Source organism: Leucobacter chromiisoli (assembly GCF_016522505.1).
In the GTDB taxonomy this organism is placed as follows: Bacteria; Actinomycetota; Actinomycetes; order Actinomycetales; family Microbacteriaceae; genus Leucobacter; species Leucobacter chromiisoli.
The window spans coordinates 93,897-108,540 of the sequence record NZ_JAEHOH010000007.1; the positions used below are offsets into that span (position 1 = coordinate 93,897).

At 72.3% G+C, this 14,644-nt stretch carries 12 protein-coding genes; 5 read left to right on the forward strand and 7 right to left on the reverse strand.

The window, feature by feature from the left end; genetic code table 11:
• Positions 1-289: 289 nt before the first annotated feature.
• From JD276_RS06250 to JD276_RS06260, 3 genes are all read right to left on the reverse strand, one after another.
• Positions 290-1,141, reverse strand: coding sequence for a response regulator transcription factor (locus tag JD276_RS06250; protein WP_372432826.1), 852 nt, complete (start codon positions 1,139-1,141; stop codon positions 290-292).
• A complete protein-coding gene (locus JD276_RS06255; RefSeq protein ID WP_200114804.1) occupies positions 1,138-2,595 on the reverse strand; it encodes a sensor histidine kinase in 1,458 nt (485 codons plus the stop codon). The genes JD276_RS06250 and JD276_RS06255 overlap by 4 nt, the downstream gene beginning before the upstream one ends.
• A 114-nt stretch (positions 2,596-2,709) precedes the next feature.
• Positions 2,710-3,345, reverse strand: a complete 636-nt coding sequence (locus tag JD276_RS06260; protein WP_200114805.1) for a YigZ family protein — start codon at positions 3,343-3,345, stop codon at positions 2,710-2,712.
• Between the two features lie 60 nt (positions 3,346-3,405).
• On the opposite strand from JD276_RS06260, the gene JD276_RS06265 reads away from it, so the two are divergent.
• Positions 3,406-3,777 (forward strand): RNA-binding S4 domain-containing protein, encoded by a 372-nt coding sequence (locus tag JD276_RS06265; RefSeq protein ID WP_200114806.1) that lies wholly within the window; start codon positions 3,406-3,408, stop codon positions 3,775-3,777.
• A 181-nt stretch (positions 3,778-3,958) separates the two neighbouring features.
• On the opposite strand, the gene JD276_RS06270 is transcribed toward JD276_RS06265, so the two are convergent.
• The 3 genes from JD276_RS06270 to JD276_RS06280 all read right to left on the reverse strand — a co-directional run bounded on the left by JD276_RS06270 (position 3,959) and on the right by JD276_RS06280 (position 7,837).
• Complete coding sequence (locus JD276_RS06270) at positions 3,959-5,035, reverse strand: substrate-binding domain-containing protein (RefSeq protein ID WP_307866485.1); 1,077 nt, start codon at positions 5,033-5,035, stop codon at positions 3,959-3,961.
• Positions 5,036-5,223: 188 nt separating this feature from the next.
• Complete coding sequence (locus tag JD276_RS06275) at positions 5,224-6,237, reverse strand: ABC transporter permease (RefSeq protein ID WP_200114807.1); 1,014 nt, start codon at positions 6,235-6,237, stop codon at positions 5,224-5,226.
• A 1-nt stretch (position 6,238) separates the two neighbouring features.
• Positions 6,239-7,837: a sugar ABC transporter ATP-binding protein gene (locus tag JD276_RS06280; protein WP_200114808.1), complete on the reverse strand. Its 1,599-nt coding sequence runs from the start codon at positions 7,835-7,837 to the stop codon at positions 6,239-6,241.
• 193 nt (positions 7,838-8,030) lie between these two features.
• Between JD276_RS06280 and JD276_RS06285 the strand changes: the two genes are divergently transcribed.
• From JD276_RS06285 to JD276_RS06300, 4 genes are all read left to right on the forward strand, one after another.
• On the forward strand, positions 8,031-8,999 hold the full coding sequence (locus JD276_RS06285) for a sugar-binding transcriptional regulator (protein ID WP_200114809.1): 969 nt from the start codon (positions 8,031-8,033) through the stop codon (positions 8,997-8,999).
• Positions 8,989-9,759 carry an SDR family oxidoreductase gene (locus JD276_RS06290; RefSeq protein ID WP_200114810.1) on the forward strand — a complete coding sequence of 257 codons (771 nt, stop codon included), beginning with the start codon at positions 8,989-8,991 and terminating at the stop codon, positions 9,757-9,759. Before JD276_RS06285 ends, JD276_RS06290 begins: the two co-directional genes overlap by 11 nt.
• A gap of 35 nt (positions 9,760-9,794) precedes the next feature.
• Positions 9,795-10,400: a dCTP deaminase gene (gene dcd / locus JD276_RS06295; protein WP_200114811.1), complete on the forward strand. Its 606-nt coding sequence runs from the start codon at positions 9,795-9,797 to the stop codon at positions 10,398-10,400.
• A gap of 120 nt (positions 10,401-10,520) precedes the next feature.
• On the forward strand, positions 10,521-12,557 hold the full coding sequence (locus tag JD276_RS06300) for an NADPH-dependent 2,4-dienoyl-CoA reductase (RefSeq protein ID WP_200114812.1): 2,037 nt from the start codon (positions 10,521-10,523) through the stop codon (positions 12,555-12,557).
• 39 nt (positions 12,558-12,596) lie between these two features.
• On the opposite strand, the gene JD276_RS06305 is transcribed toward JD276_RS06300, so the two are convergent.
• Positions 12,597-14,597 carry a bifunctional copper resistance protein CopD/cytochrome c oxidase assembly protein gene (locus JD276_RS06305; RefSeq protein WP_200114813.1) on the reverse strand — a complete coding sequence of 667 codons (2,001 nt, stop codon included), beginning with the start codon at positions 14,595-14,597 and terminating at the stop codon, positions 12,597-12,599.
• Between the last annotated feature and the right edge of the window lie 47 nt (positions 14,598-14,644).

Genomic DNA, 14,644 nt, shown 5'->3' on the forward strand with positions numbered 1-14,644 from the left:
ACAGCCGCACGAGAGGCTGGCCCGAGGTGACCCCCGGAGAGGAATCTCGGAGGGGAAAGCGCGGAGGGTGAAAGCGCGGGTGATCTTCGGAGCGGGGACGTGCTCCCTCCGCACGAGGCGGCATAGTCTCTTCAACGCGGCGCATCGGTCCCCCCGGAAGCCGCATCGACGTTCCGGCCCCCTCGGGGGTCTGAACTCCGCCTCCCGGCTCGGTTCCCCCCGAAGTCACCGCGCCGGGAGGCGTCCCCCTCCGGGTGCCCCCGGCGCTCTGAGGGGCCGCCGCAGGGGGTCAGAGCCCGTGCGTACGGGCGTAGATCACCGCGTGCACGCGATCCCGCAGCTCGAGCTTGGCGAGCACCCGGCCGACATGGGTCTTCACCGTCGACTCGGACAGGAACAGCTTCGCGCTGATCTCCGCGTTGTTGAGCCCCTCCGCGATCAGGCGGAGCACCTCGAGCTCACGCTCGGTGAGCGCCGTGAACGCCTCCGCGTCGCAGGCGTCCGGCACCGCCGCGCCGGTCGACCCGCCGCCCGCAGAGCCTGCACCCGGAGAGACCGCAGCACCCGCGGAACCCGCACCTGCGGAGCCCGCGGAGCCCGCACCTGCGGAGCCCATGCCCATCGAACCGAACGGGCGTGGCGTCGCGGCCGAGTCCCCCTCCGCGGCGCCGTCGAGCGGAGGGAAGCCGCCCTCGCCGGATTCGAGCGTCCGCATCTGCTCGATCATGCGGCGCATCACGCTCGGAGCCATCGCCGCGTCGCCCCCGGCGACCCGCCGGATCGCGTCCACCAGCTCGCTCGGCCGGGCATCCTTCAGCAGGAACCCGCTCGCGCCGGCCCGGATCGCCGCCGTGGCGTACTCGTCGAGGTCGAAGGTCGTGAGCACGAGCACCCGCGTGCCGGGATGGTCCCTGGCGATCGCCGCGGAGGCCTCGATGCCGTTCATGCCGGGCATCCGCACGTCCATCAGCACGACGTCGCAGGCCCCGTCGAGGCGCTCGAGCTCGGCGAGCGCCTCGGCCCCGTCGCCGGCCTCGGCCACGACCTCGATCCCGCGCTCCCCCATCAGCACGAGTCGGAAGCCCGTGCGGATGAGCTCCTGGTCGTCGACCAGCATCACCCGGATCGGTCCGTCGTTCACTGCCGTTCTCCTTCGTTCTCGGTCTGCGGGATCGGCCCTCCGCCACCCGCGGCGCCCAGGTCGCGCGCATCGGAGCTCACCGGGAGGATCGCGCGCAGCCTCCATCCTCCCCCGAGCACCGGGCCGGATTCGATGGTCCCACCGAAGACGCGCACGCGCTCCGCGAGGCCGCGCAGCCCGCGGCCCGACCCGAGCCCGGCGACCGGCCCCGGCTCGGAATCGACGCGGCCGTGATCCCGCACCTCGACCACCGTGCGGTCGGCGAGCCGCTCGACCGCGACCTCGGCGCGGGCCCCGTGGCCGGCGTAGCGCAGCACGTTCGTCAGTCCCTCCTGCACGACGCGGTACACGGCGAGATCCTGACCGCGATCGCCGGAGGCGTCTCCTCGCACCACGAGCGAGGCGTCGAGGCCGGCATCGCGGAAGTTCCGCACGAGCTCGGGCAGATCGTTCACCCCCGGCTGCGGCACGAACTCGGCGGCGCCCTCGGCGGGCTCGCTCAGGGCTCCCAGCAGACGCCGCATCTCGGCGAGCGCCGTGCGCCCCGTCTCGGCGCTGCGGCGCATGGCGTCGCTCGCGGCCTCCGGCGCGGCCTCCACCACGCGGGACGCCCCCTCCGAGAGCGCGATCATCACCGACACCGAGTGCGCCACGATGTCGTGCATCTCCCGGGCGATGCGGGATCGCTCCTCGGCGACCGCCAGCTGCGCCAACTGATCGCGCTCCCGGGCCAGTTGATGGGCGCGGTCGATGATCGCCGCGAGATAGCGCCGCCGATTGCCGAGGTTGATCCCGAGCATCAGGATCGCGAGGTACCAGAGCGCCGTCATGACGCTCGCGGCGATGAACTCGCCCCAGGTGAAGGCGAACGGACCGATGGTCTCCGTGACGATCGCGCCATCGGGGCCCGTGTAGTTCACCTCCGCAGGCGAGGAGTCCATGCCCCCGGGCAGCAGGTACACCGCGATCGAGCCGGCGAGGGCGATCCCGTAGCCCAACCACCCCGCGGGGACGCTGCGGTACACCGGCACCGCGTAGAGCAGGAAGACGAGCGCGACGGAGTTGGCGACGCTCTGCGCCGACTGGTCGCCGAAGAGGGCGAGCACCGTCACGATGAGCCCGGCCAGCGGGAAGCGGCGGCGGAGCAGCAGGGCCGTCGCGACGGCGCCGGTGCGCAGCAGCGACAGCAGCACGAGCGGCCACTGCAGATAGCTCGGCATGCCGAGGTAGAACCCCAGCAGGCCCGCTTCGACGGGCGTCGGCGCGGCGGTTCCCGCGCTCGTCGCCCCGGCCGCATCGATCACGAGCATCAGCCCGCAACCGAAGAGGTAGCAGACGACGATCGCGACGTCGACCGCGAACGGGTGCGCGGCCAGCCAGCGGCGGAAGATGCCGGGCGGCCTGGGCAGGCGCAGCTCGGCGTCGCCGGCGGGGGCCACCGCACGCTCGCTCATCGTCCTCCTCCTGGCGGGCGGTCGCACCGCACCGCACCGCACACTCAAGACTAGACAAGGCGGCCCGTGCCGCGCGTCGTACCGAGGTGCCGGAATCGGGCCCCGGCCGGCCGCTCAGCCCACCGGCAGGTCGACGTAGGTCGCGGTTCCGAGGGTCACCTCGGCGGATCCCGCGCTGAGCTCGGCCGCGACGGCCCGGAGCTCGGGCACCCGGTCCTCGGGCACGAGATACGTCTGGGAGACCTGCGCTCCGTACTGCGCCTCCCCCACCGCGAGGCCGCGTCGTCTCGCCTCCGCCTCGATCTGCGGGGCGACGTCGTAGGCGGCGGCGACGGCCGCCTCGCGCCGCAAGCCCCGCCGCACCCGGGTCGCCGCCTGCACCGACTCGGCCACCGCGGCCCGGTAGGCGCGGGTGAGGCCGCCCGCGCCGAGCAGCACTCCTCCGAAGTAGCGCGTCACCACGACCACCACGTCGCTCAGCCCCGCCGACACGAGCGCGTCGAGCATGGGTGCGCCTGCCGTGCCGCTCGGCTCGCCGTCGTCGTTGGAGCGCTGCACCCGCCCGTCGGGGCCGAGCACGAAGGCGGAGCAGTGGTGCCGGGCGCGAGGGTGCTCCGCCCGCGCCGCCGCGATGACGGCGCGGGCGCCCTCCTCGTCGTCGACGCGCTCCAGGCGGGTGAGGAAGCGCGATCGGCTGATCTCGATCTCGGTGTCGATCGGCCCCGCGACGGTCTCGTACTCCTGCGCCATGCGTCCATCCTCCCGCACGCGGCGAGGACCCGGCTCCGCGCCGCCCGATAGCATCGACGCATGAGCTCGGTGCGCGTCGACAGCTGGGTCTGGGCCGTGCGGCTCACGAAGACCCGCAGCCAGGCGACCGCCGCCTGCCGCGCCGGGCACGTCCGGGTCAACGACCAGACGGCGAAGGCGGCGCAGCCCGTGGCCGTCGGCGACGTGGTGCGGGTGCGCCTGCACGGCTTCGACCGGGTGTACCGGGTGACGGGGCTCGCGACGCGACGCGGCAGCGCGTCCGAGGCGGCGCAGCACTACGAGGATCTCACGCCACCGCCACCGCCCCGCACCGAGCGGCCGGCCCCCGTGATCCGGGATCGCGGCGCCGGGCGCCCCACGAAGCGCGAGCGCCGCGAGATCGACCGCCTGCGCGGCCGGGCCGAGCAGTAGCGCTCCCCGCCGCGCGGAGACGGCGAGACGCGGGAACCGCGAAGCGCGGGCCCCGCGACGACGCGGACACGACGAGGGGCGCGGAACCCGACGAATCGGATCCCGCGCCCCTCGTCTCCGTCGCGCGTCGCCCCGGGGCTTCGGCCCGGCGGCTCCGCGACGCGAGCGCTGCCGCGGAGCGTTACTGCTCCTGGCCGGGCAGCCCCTCGTAGGCGATGTTGCCGGTCTTGAGGTTGCCCTCGATCAGCTCGGACAGCCCGTCGAGGAACGCGTCGCGCTCGGTCACCACGTGGGCGATCGCGTCGTCGACGTTGTCGGCGGTGATGGCGGGCATCGTGTAGACGAGCTCGGTGTCGACGTTCTCGCCGCGGGCGATCGCCGCGGCCACGGCCACGCCGGTCGGCAGCTGGACGGTGCCGTTCTGCAGCGAGGTGCCGATGAAGTCGCCGTTCTTGACAGCGTTCAGGCCGTCCTCGATGCCGTCGATGCCGACGACCGGGACGTCCTCCATGCCGGCCTCGCGCAGCGCCTGCTTGGCGCCGAGACCCATGTCGTCGTTCTGGGAGATGACGCCGTCGATGTCGTCGCCGAACGCCGAGATCCAGTTCTTCATCTTGTTGACGGCCTCGTCACGGTTCCAGTTGGCCGTGTCCTTGGCGAGCACCTTCATGTCGGGGTTCTCGGCGAGCACCTCGTCGATGCCGGCGCCGCGGTTGATCTCGCCCGAGCCGCCGAGGGGGCCCTGCAGGATCACGACGTTGCCGGTGCCGCCGAGCTCGTCGACCATCATCTGCGCCTCCTGGGCGCCGGCGGCCACGTCGTCGGGCTGCACGCTGCCCGCGACGTCCTCGTTGTTCAGCGTCGCGTTGACGTCGAGGAAGGGGATCTCGGCGGCCTTGGCGGCGGCGACCTGCGGCTGCAGGGTGTCGGCCTGGACGGGGACGACGATGATCGCGTCGACGCCCGCCTGGATGTACTGGTCGACCTGCGTCGCCTGGGTGGAGACGTCCATGTTGGCCGAGTTCCAGAGGATCTCGATGTTGTTGTCCTCCGCGTAGCGGTCGATGCCCTCCTTGCCCTCGGTGATGAACGAGGACATGTTGTACACGGTCACGCCGACGGTGACGCGCTCCTTGCCGCTCTCGTCCGCGCCGCCCTGCGCGCTGGGGTCGCCTGCGCCGCAGGCAGCGAGCGACAGCGTCGCGGCGCCTGCCGCCACGCCGGCGAGAGTGCGGCCTGCCCATGAGTTGAACTTCACGAGTTTCTCCTTATGTTGAGGGGTTCCGTTGCCCCGCCGCCCCTCCGCGAAGTCGGAGGAGCGACGGAGCGAGGTCGAGTGGTCCGGTCGGGCTGGGCCGAACGCGGACCGGATGATCCGGCTCGGGGCTCGGTCCGAGCCCGGCCGTGCGGCCCGGTTCGGGGATCGGCCCGACCCGGACCGGTGGTTCAGGATCGTCGTCGCTTCGTGGCCCAGACGTCGACGGCGACGGCCGCGACGATCAGCACGCCCTTGATCACGTCCTGCCAGTAGGCCGGGACGGTCAGGATGTCGAGGCCGTTGTTGAGCGTCTGGATCAGCAGCAGGCCGAGGGCGGTGCCCCAGATGGTGCCGCGTCCGCCCATGAGGCTCGCACCGCCGATGACGACGGCCGCGATGGCGTCGAGCTCGTAGCCCTGGCCGAGGTTGGGCGAGCCGCTGATGACGCGGGAGGAGAGCATAATGCCCGACAGGCCGGCGAGCGCGCCGCTGAAGGCGTAGACGCTGTAGAGCACGCGCTTGGTCTTCACGCCGGCGATCTCGGCGGCGAGCGGGTTGCCGCCCACCGCGTAGACGCGGAGGCCGTAGCTCGAGCGCTTCATCAGGATGCCGAAGACGACGATCGCGATGATCATGAGGATCACGGGGAGAGTGAGGCCGAAGACGCGGGTGTTCGCGAAGTCGCCGTAGCCCGCGGGGAGGCCGTTGATCGGGGCGCCGTCGCCGAGCACGAAGGCGAGGCCGCTGGCGAGGGTCATCATGCCGAGCGTCGCGATGAACGGCGGCACGTTGACGAGCGAGACGATGAGGCCGTTGATGGATCCGGCGATGAAGCCGACCGCCACCGCCACGATGGGCGCGAGCCACAGCGAGTCGGGCATCTCCTTGGCCGTGACCGCCGCGGCCATCGCGCTCACGGCGATGACGCTGCCCACCGACAGGTCGATGCCGCCCGTCAGGATCACGAGCGTCTGACCGATCGCGATCAGCGCGAACGGCGCCGCCGCCACCAGGATCGTCACGACGTTGTCCACGGTGCCGAAGCGGGCGCTCCGGTAGAGGAAGAAGGCGATGATCAGCAGCATCACGATCACCATGGCGTAGCGGATCGCCAGATCCATGAACCAGGTGCCCGAGAAGCGGCGGACCTCACCCCCCTCCGACACGGTCTTCATGGCCTGGGTGTTTGTCGGGTTCGACATCTCACGCGTCCTTTCGAGCGGGTTCAGCCGCGTTGGTCTCATTGCCCTCGGAGTCGAGCCCGCTGGCGAGGCGGAAGATCCGGTCCTGCACCCCGCTGTCGGCGAGGTCGTCGGCGGAGAGCTCGCCGACCACGGCGCCCTCGCGCAGCACCAGGGCGCGGTGCGAGAGGCTCAGGATCTCGGGCATGTCACTCGACGCCATCAGCACCGCCATACCCTCTGCGGCGAGGTCGGTGATGATGCGGTAGATCTCGCTGCGGGCGCCGACGTCGACGCCTCGGGTGGGCTCGTCGAGCAGCAGCACGTCGACGTCGGAGGTGAGCCAGCGGGCCAGGACGACCTTCTGCTGGTTGCCGCCGGAGAGGGTGCCCATGCTCTGGTCGAGGCCGCGGCTGCGCAGCCGCACCGAGTCCATGACCTCGCGGATCTTGGAGCGCCGGAACCCGCCGCGCAGCATGCCCGCCGTCGAGAACATCGGCAGGTCGGGCAGGGTGGCGTTGTCGAGCACCGACATGGTGAGCACCGCGCCGGATCCCTTGCGGTCCTCGGGGACGAGGGCGATGTTCGCGCCGATCGCGGCCGCGGGCTCGCCCGGCTTCACCTTCTTGCCGCGCACCTTGACGGAGCCGCCCTGGGAGGTGCGGACGCCGAAGATGGTCTCCATGAGCTCGGTGCGACCGGCGCCCACGAGACCCGAGAGGCCCACGATCTCGCCGCGGCGGACGGTGAGCGACATCGGCTCGGAGGCGCCCGGCACCTGGAGCTCGTCGAGCTCGAGCAGCACCTCGTCGGAGTGGCCGCCGCGATCGGGGAAGAGGTCCTCGAGCTCGCGCCCGATCATGGCGGTGACGATGTCGTCGTCGCTGAGCTCGGAGAGCGGCAGGTCGACCACCAGGTTGCCGTCGCGGAGCACGACGACCCGGTCGGCCAGCGCGCGCATCTCCTCCATCTTGTGCGTGGTGAAGAGCAGGGCGACGCCGTCCTCGCGGAGCTTGCGCATGACGGCCATGAGGCGCCCGACCTCGCGCTCGGAGATCGCGCTGGAGGGCTCGTCGAGCAGGATCACGCCCGCGCCCGTGTTGGTGGCCTTCACGATCTCGATGATCTGCCGCACACCCACGGCGAGGTCGCCCATGCGCTTGCGGGGGTCGAGGTCGAGGCCGAACACCTCGAGCTGCTTCCGCGCCTCCTCGATCATGGCCTTGCGACGGAGGCCGAAGGGACCCCGCAGCTCGCGCCCCACGAAGAGGTTCTCGTAGACCGAGAGCTCGAGGATCGAGGCGAGCTCCTGCGGCACGATCGCGACCCCGAGCTTGTGGGCGGCCTGCGGGTTGCCCGCGGGCAGCAGCTGGCCGCCGACGAAGACCTCCCCGCCGTCGGGACGGTACTGGCCCGAGGCGATCTTCATGAGCGTCGACTTGCCGGCGCCGTTCTCGCCCGCCAGCGCCGTGATGGTCCCCGGCTCGAGGTGCAGCGAGACGCCCTTCAGCACCGGCACCCCGCCGAACCCCTTGGTGATGTTCCGACACTCAAGCAGTGCCGTTCCCGCCTGCTGCGGCGCACCGCCAGCTTCGGAAGCGTCTCTTCCGTGCTCGGCCATAGCTCGGTCCTCTCCACCGGCGACGCGCAGCGCGGCGTCGCGATCCTCGTGTGTCCGGGATGTTTCCAGAATGCAACGTGTCTACCACGAAATCCCTCACATGTGGAAATCGTCTGCACATATGAGCGGTGTTAGAGTCTGGTTCGTCCGACGCCGATTCTCCGGCGCCTCCGAAGACTCCGGAAGAGACCCGATGAGCACCGAAGACACTCGCCTCGCCGAGGTCGCCAGCCGTCACTACGTCGACGGCCGGTCCCGGGTCGATATCGCCAAGGAGATGGGCGTCTCCCGCTTCGTCGTGGCCCGCCTGCTCGCCCAGGCCCGGGAGCAGGGGGTCGTGCGCTTCGAGATCGGCTCGCCCGGGGGCTTGGACCTCGAGCGGTCGCTCGCCCTGCAGAGCCGCTTCGGCCTGCGCCGCGCGGTCGTCGTGTTCGCCCCCACGACCGCCCCGGAGTCGATCCAGCAGGCCCTGGGCCGAGCCGCCGCCGACCTCATGTCCGAGATCACCGCCGAGGGCGATGTCATCGGCGTGACGGCCGGGCGCACGCTGCGCCAGATGGCCGCGAGGCTCGGCGCGCTCGCCCAGGCGGACGTCGTGCAGCTCGGCGGCGTGGCCGCGGGCCTGCAGGAGAGCGGGGTCGAGCTCGTGCGGCGCATCGCCCGGATCTCCGGCGGCACCCCCTACCCGCTGCTGACGCCGCTGCTCACCCAGAGCCCGGAGGCGGCGCGCCACCTGAGGGAGGAGCCCGGCGTCCGCGACACCATCTCGAGGTTCGAGACGGTGACCTGCGCCTACGTCGGCGTCGGCAGCTGGGATCCGCCCGACTCGCAGGTGTACCTCAACGCGCAGCGCGTGGGCCTGCTGGACCGGCTGCTCGAGCGGGGCGTCCAGGCCGAGCTGGGCACCGTGCTGCTCGACGGCCGGGGCGCGGAGATCTCGGATGCCGAGCAGCAGCGCGTGGGCATCGACGGGGAGACGCTGCGCCGGATCCCGGAGGTCGTGGCGGTCGCCGGCGGCCCCCGGAAGACTGCGGCCATCCGCGCGGCGCTGCGCAGCGGGCTCGTCACCACGCTCGTGTGCGACGCCGCAACCGCAACACAATTGTTATTGGACGAAGACGAATCACACGGATCTACGGAGGACACGGAAGATGGAGTTTGAGGATCTGCGCGGACGCACCGCCGTGGTCACGGGGGGCGGCCGCGGACTCGGCCGGTCGCTGGCGGAGGCCTTCGCGGCCCAGGGGATGAACGTCGCCCTGCTCGACGTGCTGGACGGCGTCGAAGCGGCGGCGGAGGAGATCGCCGCCGACTCGGGCGTCTCGGCGCTCGGCATCCGCACCGATGTGACGGACACGACGCAGCTCGAGGCCGCCTTCGCGCGCGTCTCGGCGGAGCTCGGCACCCCCCAGGCGCTGCTCACCGCGGCCGGGGTCACGCTGCTCGAGCCGAGCACCGACATCACCCCCGAGCAGTGGCGACGGCTGCAGTCGATCAACGTCGACGGCACCTTCTTCACCGCGCAGGCCTTCGCGCGCGAGCTCATCCGGGCCGAGCTGCCCGGCTCGGCGGTGCTGGTCTCCTCGATGTCGGCGCACATCGTCAACGTTCCGCAGAACCAGGCCGCGTACAACACCTCGAAGGCCGCCGTGGGGCACCTGGCGAAGTCGCTCGCCGTCGAGTGGGCCCCGAAGGGCATCCGCGTCAACGCCATCGCGCCCGGCTACTTCCTCTCGGACATGACGAAGCAGTTCACCGAGACGAACCCCGAGCTCGCGGCCGACTGGGTCTCGAGGATCCCGATGGGGCGGATGGGCGAGCCCGAGGATCTGCACGGACTCGTCGCCTTCCTCGCCTCCGACGCCTCGCGGTACCTGACGGCGCAGTCGGTCGTCATCGACGGCGGCTACACCGCGATCTGATCCGGCGGGAGCAGCGCGGGCCGTAGGATGGACCCGTGCTGCTCTCAGACCGCGATATCAACGCAGAACTCGAATCCGGCCGCATCGGACTCGCCCCGAGCGAGTCCTCGATGGTGCAGCCCTCGAGCGTCGACGTGCGCCTCGACCGCTACTTCCGCCTCTTCGACAACCACAAGTATGCGGTGATCGACCCCTCCGAGGAGCAGCCCGAGCTCACCCGCCTCATCGAGGTCGACCCCGCGGAGGGCTTCATCCTGCACCCCGGCGAGTTCGTGCTCGGCTCCACCTACGAGCAGGTGCAGCTCCCCGACGACATCGCCGCGCGCCTCGAGGGCAAGAGCTCGCTGGGACGCCTGGGCCTCCTCACCCACTCCACGGCCGGATTCATCGATCCGGGGTTCGAGGGGCACGTCACCCTCGAGCTCTCCAACGTCGCGACGCTGCCGATCCGGCTCTGGCCGGGGATGAAGATCGGCCAGCTCTGCTTCTTCCGCCTCTCCTCCTCGGCCGAGCGCCCCTACGGCTCGGGCGCGACGCACTCCCGCTATCTCGGTCAGCGCGGCCCGACGGCCTCCCGCTCGTTCCAGAACTTCCATCGGGCGGACGTCACCCGCACCGACAGCGGCCATATCGGAGGATAGCCGCCGATCCGGCCCGCGATCCCGCGGCAGTTGAGGATCGCCACAACGGCCTGGGAACGGCGTCGGGCCCGCGGTAGTGTCGGTGGCGCCACGAAGCGACGACGCAGCGTCTGGAGCCCCATGCACCCGTTCCCGCACCTCCTCTCACCGATCCGGATCGGCGCGCGCACGATCCCGAACCGCGCGATCATGGGGTCCATGCACCTGGGCCTCGAGGAGCACCCGGAGGGCTTCCCCCGCATGGCCGAGTTCTACGCCGAGCGCGTGCGGGGCGGAACACCGCTCGTCGTCACGGGCGGCATCTCGCCCAACCGGGAGGGGCGCCCCTCGCCGCACGGAGCCGTGCTCGACGACCCCTCGCAGCTCGCGGACCACCGCCTCATCACCGAGGCGGTGCACGCCGAGGGCGGGCTCGTGCTGCTGCAGCTGCTGCACTTCGGACGCTACGCGTCGCACCCCGGGCTCGTCGCGCCGAGCGCGCTGCGGGCGCCCATCGCCGAGCTGACCCCGCGGGAGCTCGACGACGCCGACGTCAGGCGCACGATCGAGGACTACCGCAGGGCGGCGGGGCTCGCGATGGACGCGGGCTACGACGGCGTCGAGGTCATGGGGTCGGAGGGGTACCTGGTCAACGAGTTCCTCGCGCCCGCGACGAACCGCCGCGACGACGCCTGGGGCGGCGACGCGGAGCGCAGGCGGGCGTTCCCCCTCGCCGTCGCGCGGGCCGTCCGCGAGGGCATGGACGCGGCCGTCGACGCCCCGGCCCCCGTCCTCTCCTTCCGCATCTCGCTCGCCGATCTCGTACCCGGCGGCGCCACGGCCGAGGAGGCCCTCGACCTCGCCCGCGAGCTGGAGGGCGCGGGCGTCGACCTGTTCGTCACGGGCTTCGGCTGGCACGAGTCGCGCGTGCCGACGATCGCCACCGGAGTGCCGCGAGCGGCCTTCGCCGCCTTCGCTGGGCGCCTGCGCGAGGCGGTGTCCGTGCCCGTCGCGGCCTCCAACCGCATCAACACGCCCGCCGCCGCGGAAGCGGTGCTCGCCCGCGGCGACGCCGACCTCGTCTCGCTCGCCCGGCCCCTGCTCGCCGACCCGGCGTTCGTGCGGAAGGCGGCCGCCGCGCAGCCCGAGCGCATCAACACCTGCATCGGCTGCAACCAGGCCTGCATCGACCACGCGCTCTCGGGGCGCATCACCTCGTGCCTCGTGAACCCGCGCGCCTGCCACGAGACGCTGCTCGTGCTCGGCCCCGTCCGCCGGCGCAAGCGGATCGCCGTCGTCGGCGCCGGCCCCGCGGGGCTCGCCGCGGCCACCGCCCTCGCCGAGCGGGGGCACGCGGCCGTGCTCTTCGAGGCGCGGGATCGCCTCGGCGGCCAGTTCGACCTCGCGAGGCGCATCCCGGGCAAGGAGGAGTTCTCCGAGACGCTCCGCTACTACGGGGGCGAGCTCGACCGGCTCGGCGTCGAGACCCGCCTGGGGGCCGCGGCGAGCGCCGCGCAGCTGGCGGAGGGGGGCTTCGACGAGGTCGTCGTCGCGACCGGCGTCGCTCCCCGGGTGCCGGCGCTGCGGGGCGTCGACCTGCCGCTCGTCGCCGACTACGCCCGGATCCTGCGGGGCGAGCACGAGGCGGGCGAGCGCGTCGCGATCCTGGGCGCCGGCGGGATCGGCTTCGACACGGCGACCTTCCTCACGCAGGATCTGCCGCCGGCCTCGCTCGACGTCTCGCGCTTCATGCGCGAGTGGGGCGTGACCGACGACGGGAGGATCCCCGGCGCGCTGGTCGGCACCGCCGCGGAGCCCAGCGCGCGCCGCGTCACGATGCTGCAGCGGAAGGCCTCGAAGGCCGGCGCGGGGCTCGGGCTCACCACGGGGTGGATCCACCGCACCGAGGTGCGCAGGCGCGGCGTCGAGACCGTCGTCGGGGTCGGTTACGAGGAGATCGTGCCCGAGGGGGTCGTCGTCTCGGTCGGCGGCTCCAGCCGGCTGATCCCGGCCGACACGGTCGTGCTGTGCACGGGCCAGGAGTCGGTGCGGGGGCTCGCCGACGAGCTCGACGGGATCGGGATCGCCGCGCACGTGATCGGCGGCGCGCGCCTGGCGGGCGAGCTCGACGCGAAGCGCGCGATCCGCGAGGGCACCGAGGTCGCGGCGGCCCTGTAGGAGCGGCCCGGGAGACGGGGCGACCCCGGCCCGGCTGGCCTATCGGCGTCGCGTGTCCAGCCGCCGATCCCGCTCGGCCTGCGAGGCCAGCATCTCGTTGTACGCCTGGAGCTCCGCCTCGCCGGAGCGATCCGCCGCCCGGTCCTTCCGCTTCTGCTCCTTCGCGTCGCTGCGCGACCACTGCACCGCGACGATGAGCGCGAGCGCGAGCGTCGGCAGCTCGCCGATGCCCCACGCGATCCCGCCGCCGGTCATCTGATCCTCCAGCGGCGGCGGCCCCCACGTGCGCCCCATCGCCCCGAACCAGTCGGCGAGCATCAGGTTGTCGCCCGTCATGATCGTCACCCCGAAGAAGGCGTGCGACGCCATCGTGGCGAACAGGGTGACGAGCCGCAGCGGATAGGGGAAGCGGTAGGGCACGGGGTCGATCCCGATCATCGACAGCGAGAAGAGGTAGCCCGAGATCAGGAAGTGCACGATCATCCACTGGTGCCCGAGGTGCTCGACCATGGCCCAGCGGAAGACGGGCGTGAAGTAGAACACCCACAGCGATCCGGCGAAGACGACCGCCGCGACGGCGGGGTGCGTGATGACCTTCGAGTAGGGGGTCTGCACCGCCCAGAGCACCCACTCGCGACCGCCCCAGGATCCGTCGCGCCGCTTCTCGACGGCCCGCAGCAGCAGCGTGACGGGGGCTCCCAGCACCAGCACCAGCGGGATGAGCATGGTGAGCATCATGTGCCCCAGCATGTGCACGCTGAAGAGGTACTGCTCGTAGGCGTTGAACGGCCCGTTGGTCGTGTAGAACAGCAGAGCGAGGCCCAGCAGCCACGCGATCGTGCGGCCGACGGGCCAGCGATCGCCGCGCCGCGCGAGCCGGATCACGGCCGCGACGTACAGTGCGGCCCCGAAGAGGCACACCAGGCTCCAGGCCAGATCGAACTTCCACTCTGTGAAGTAGCTCGTCGTCGTGAGCTCGGGCGGGAGCGGATCGCCCGTGAGCCACTCCGCCGGGGTGATCCTGCCGCCCTGATCCCTGACCGGCTCGAGCGCCACCGGCGTCTCGGTTCGACCGAGGGCTCCCGCGATCCCGCTCGCGACGCCCATGACCGCGAGCTCGGCGACGACGAACCAGGCGAAGACGCGGCCGCCGCGATCCTCGCCGGCGATGCGCGGGATCAGCCGCCGGCGCTGGAGCGCGCCGAACGCGCCGAGCACCAGCAGCGCGGCCGTCTTCAGCATCACCAGCCGGCCGTACCCCGTGCCGAGCAGCGCGTCGAGCGAGCCGATGCGCAGCCACGCGCTCACAACCCCCGAGGCGGCGACGCCGACGAAGGCGAAGAGCGCCAGCGAGGAGTAGCGGGAGACCAGCACGGCGAGCCGCGCACGGTCGACCACCCTCACCAGCACGACGAGCGTGAGCAGGCCTCCGAGCCACACGCCCGCGCCGATGAGGTGCACCAGCAGCGAGTTCACCGCCTGGGCGTGGCCGGAGGCGCCGGCCGCGTGGCCCTGCTGCGCCAGCGGCAGGGCGGTCGCGAGACCGGCGACGAGCACGAGCAGCGTCAGACGGCGCCCGCGCACCGCGAAGCAGAGCACCGTGGTGACGGCGGCGAGCAGCAGCTGGATCAGCCAGAGCTGCCCCAACTCGATCTCGGTGACGAACATGGCGAGACCGGCCCCGAAGGCGGCGTCGCCCGAGAACGGCTGCCCCGACACGTCGACGTAGGTGAGGATCAGCGTCGCGGCGCTCGCCACCGTGAGCGCCGCGGAGGACGCCGCGGCGAAGTCGAGCGCGACCCGCGACTCCGTCTTCTCCGAGGCCAGCGCCCACACCGTCATGACGAGCGATCCGATGAGGCCGGCCATGGTCAGGTTCACGAGCGTGCGCCCGATCGGCATGCCGAAGCGCACGACGGCTCCCGGATCGAGCACCGCCCGCTCGGCGGAGGCGCCGCCGATCCCGAGGCCGAGCAGGAGCGCCGCCAGGGTCGCCGCGAGCAGCGCGGCGGGGGCGATCACGCGGAGGAAACGAGGCACCGCTCCAGCCTACGCCGTGGCCGGTGGGGAAGCGCTGGGGCGCGGCC

Bases quoted from the DNA above. Each gene is read 5' to 3' on its own strand.
- JD276_RS06255 (WP_200114804.1), bottom strand. From the start codon at position 2,595: ATGAGCGAGCGTGCGGTGGCCCCCGCCGGCGACGCCGAGCTGCGCCTG.
- JD276_RS06260 (WP_200114805.1), bottom strand. From the start codon at position 3,345: ATGGCGCAGGAGTACGAGACCGTCGCGGGGCCGATCGACACCGAGATC.
- JD276_RS06265 (WP_200114806.1), top strand. From the start codon at position 3,406: ATGAGCTCGGTGCGCGTCGACAGCTGGGTCTGGGCCGTGCGGCTCACG.
- JD276_RS06275 (WP_200114807.1), bottom strand. From the start codon at position 6,237: ATGTCGAACCCGACAAACACCCAGGCCATGAAGACCGTGTCGGAGGGG.
- JD276_RS06280 (WP_200114808.1), bottom strand. From the start codon at position 7,837: ATGGCCGAGCACGGAAGAGACGCTTCCGAAGCTGGCGGTGCGCCGCAG.
- JD276_RS06285 (WP_200114809.1), top strand. From the start codon at position 8,031: ATGAGCACCGAAGACACTCGCCTCGCCGAGGTCGCCAGCCGTCACTAC.
- JD276_RS06290 (WP_200114810.1), top strand. From the start codon at position 8,989: ATGGAGTTTGAGGATCTGCGCGGACGCACCGCCGTGGTCACGGGGGGC.
- JD276_RS06300 (WP_200114812.1), top strand. From the start codon at position 10,521: ATGCACCCGTTCCCGCACCTCCTCTCACCGATCCGGATCGGCGCGCGC.